This is a genomic window from Protofrankia sp. Cj3 (assembly GCF_917627355.1).
Taxonomy (GTDB): Bacteria; Actinomycetota; Actinomycetes; order Frankiales; family Frankiaceae; genus Protofrankia.
In genome coordinates this window covers 2459-5271 of record NZ_CAKJTR010000044.1, presented here as the reverse complement: position 1 = coordinate 5271, position 2813 = coordinate 2459, and the positions used below count along the sequence as shown (strand labels likewise).

Here is a 2813-nt window from a genome sequence, read left to right as displayed (position 1 = left end):
CCAGGGCGACAGTGCGGGCCAGACCGGTGGAATGACCGATGGCACCGGCCAGCCGCGGCTGCGCTACCGCGGTCGGGCCGTCCGGATCGGTGTCCACCCGCTCGGAGTCGACAGCGCCGCTCTGGTACGGCGCGCCCGCGGGCATGATGTCGCGGCCCGCGCCGCCGAGATGCGGGAACTGACCGCGGGCCGTCGGGTGATCGTGCGGGTGGATCGGACCGAGCTGTCGAAGAACATCGTCCGCGGGCTGGAAGCGTACCGGGAACTGCTGCGTGAACATCCATGCTGGCATGGCCAGGTGACGCACATCGTCTGTGCCTACCCGTCACGTCACGATCTTCCTGAGTACCGCGAGTACACGGCTGCCGTACAGCGGATCGTGGAGGAGATCGAGGACGAGTTCGCGACCGCTTCGTGGTCGCCGGTCCGGCTCGAGGTCAACGACGACTACCCGCGGTCACTGGCTGCCTTGTCACTCGCTGATGTCCTGGTGGTGAATCCAATCCGGGATGGTATGAACCTGGTCGCGAAGGAAGGCGCGGTGCTGTCGAGGTCCGGAGCCGCGCTGGTTCTCTCCCGCGAGGCGGGAGCCTGCGCGGAGATGGCAGCCGACGCGCTGGTAGTGAATCCCTTCGACGTGGGTGAGACCGCCGCAGCCATCCACACCGCGCTGCTGATGACCGCTGACGAGCGCCGCCACCGATGCGAGCGGCTCGCCGCCGTCGCCGGCCGGCTTCCCCCGCGCAGGTGGTTTCGCGACCAGCTCGACGCCCTACTCGCCTGACAGGCGGGAAAGCTCCGCGAACAGGCTCTCAGGAGAGGCGGTCGGCAAGGAGGCGCAGCAGCGCGACCACTCCCTCCGGGCCCGGAACGACGAGATCTGCCTGTTCCCGCAACCGGGCTGGCACCTCCGGGCCGTCGCTGCACACGGTCAGCCCCGGAATACCGGTGGCCCGCAGCTCGTCGACCACGTCGAAGGCTGGCAGATCGCCGAGGTCGTCACCGGCGAACAACACCGAGCGGGCACCCAGCTCCGTCACCCGGTCGCGTAGCGTGCGGCCTTTGTCGTGGCCGGGCGGACGCAGCTCCAGAACCCGTTTGCCGGGCGCAGCCTCCAGCCCGTGGTCTTTGGCAAGGCTGGTCAGCGCGGGTGTGAGAGCCGCCAGCGAGGCGTCCGGGTCAGAGGTGCGGCGTACGTGCACGACGAGCGCGTGCCCCTTGTCCTCTACGACAGTGCCGGCCGGGGCGTCCTCAAGCAGCCGCGGCAGGGCGGCCCTGACGGCCGTGACCCCGGGTAGTGGGTCGGGGCTTGTGATCTGATTGGTAGCGGCGTCCCAGCGTTCCAGCCCGTACTGGCCGAGGATGACCATCGAGTCGAGCCCCGGTTCTTCGCTGAACCGGGCGAGTTCGAGCAGCGCGCTGACCGGCCGTCCGGTGATGATGGCGACCGATCCGACCTGCTGGGCTATCCGTGCCAGCGCGGCCAGAGCACCCGGTGCCGGAACAGCGTCCGACGGGCGGGCGACGATCGGCGCGAGAGTGCCGTCGTAGTCCAGCGAGATCAGCGCGTGGCGTGGGTCGGTGAGGAGGGCCGCGAGCCCCGCGCCGCCGGCCAGCGTCCGCGGCGCTGTGGCGATCGGGCCGGAACCGGATGTGGAAGTCATGAGGTCAGGTCCGTCACTTGTTCTCTCAGGGCCTCCGGTCGCGCGTGAAAACCCATGGTCGCGCGGCCTTCAGCCAGCTTGTTCGCGCAGGGCCGCCGACGTCGCGTACAGCAGGGTGATGATCACGCGACCGTTGGCGGGTCTAGGGTGCGGTTGGCGAAAAATCCTTGGTTATGACAAGGATGAGTGGATCATCCGCGATGAAGTTCTTGTTCTTCGGTTTCGCCTGCTTCACGTCCGGGATGAGGTCCAGCACGGTCTGGGCCGCGTCCAGCTGCCCTTCGTCGTAGAACACGGTCGGGATCTCGACGTTGTATGTCGACTGGTAGTTGCCGGTCCGCGTCACTGTGAAGCCGGCGGCCTCCAGCCGTGCTCGGGCGGCCTCCGCCAGCCCCTTCTCCCTGGAGTTGTTCAGAATCACGATCGGGGCGAAAACGTGTTGCGGCGTGCTGGCCGGGGCGGTCGCGGCAGCGGGTGGCTGGGATATGACTTTTGGCGATGGTTGGGTGCCCGCCGCGGCTGGCGGCGAGGCTACCGCCCTGGTCATCGCGGTCCCGGCGGCAGCGGTGGCAGACGGCCCGCTCATCACCGGCGGATGTGTGGAGGTGGCCGCTGCCGCCGCCACGCGAGATTTCTCCGCGGTCGGGTCATTCACCAAGTTGACGACGAGAATGCAGCCGAGTACGGCCAGCACGGCGATGCTGCCGGCCGCGATGGTGTGCAGCCGATCACCGCGACGCAGTCGGGGCGGCCGTGGCGGGCTGGGCGACGCGACAGTGGTATCGGTCATGACGAATGCTCACATCTCAGCGGGGTCGAGGCGGGCGGTACCGCCGGCGCGCGCCCGTCGGCGTGTCGCTCGCAACCTGCGTAGCCGCTTGACCAGCATGGGGTCGGTGACGAGGGCGGCGGGGGAGTCGATCAGAGCGTTCAGTATCTGGTAGTAGCGGGTTGCCGAGATTGCGAACTCGGCGCGGATCGCGGTCTCCTTGGCGCCCGCGTAGCGCCACCAGTGCCGCTCGAATTCCAGGACCCGCCGCTGTCGATCGCTCAAAGCGGATACCGCATCGCGTTCAGTGTTCGACTGTGCGGTGCGACTGAACGCCGGTGAGTCGCCGCAACCCCCGGCCTCGGTGGCTCGCGGGCCGC

General features: G+C 68.8%; 4 protein-coding genes. 1 reads left to right on the top strand and 3 read right to left on the bottom strand.

The genetic code is table 11. The features are described from left to right. Positions 1-784, top strand: a 784-nt coding sequence (locus MJ783_RS08485; protein WP_239309787.1) for a trehalose-6-phosphate synthase, incomplete at its 5' end; no start/stop codon positions are given. A 28-nt stretch (positions 785-812) separates the two neighbouring features. Here the strand turns inward: MJ783_RS08485 and otsB are convergent. The 3 genes from otsB to MJ783_RS08470 all read right to left on the bottom strand — a co-directional run bounded on the left by otsB (position 813) and on the right by MJ783_RS08470 (position 2718). Beyond that, positions 813-1664, bottom strand: a complete 852-nt coding sequence (otsB, locus tag MJ783_RS08480) for a trehalose-phosphatase (protein ID WP_239309785.1) — start codon at positions 1662-1664, stop codon at positions 813-815. A gap of 142 nt (positions 1665-1806) precedes the next feature. Next, on the bottom strand, positions 1807-2454 hold the full coding sequence (locus tag MJ783_RS08475; protein ID WP_239309783.1) for a LytR C-terminal domain-containing protein: 648 nt from the start codon (positions 2452-2454) through the stop codon (positions 1807-1809). Between the two features lie 9 nt (positions 2455-2463). Further along, positions 2464-2718 carry a DUF3263 domain-containing protein gene (locus MJ783_RS08470; RefSeq protein WP_239309822.1) on the bottom strand — a complete coding sequence of 85 codons (255 nt, stop codon included), beginning with the start codon at positions 2716-2718 and terminating at the stop codon, positions 2464-2466. Between the last annotated feature and the right edge of the window lie 95 nt (positions 2719-2813).

Coding starts and splice junctions, on each gene's coding strand:
- otsB (WP_239309785.1), bottom strand. CDS start 1,664: ATGACTTCCACATCCGGTTCCGGCCCGATCGCCACAGCGCCGCGGACG.
- MJ783_RS08475 (WP_239309783.1), bottom strand. CDS start 2,454: ATGACCGATACCACTGTCGCGTCGCCCAGCCCGCCACGGCCGCCCCGA.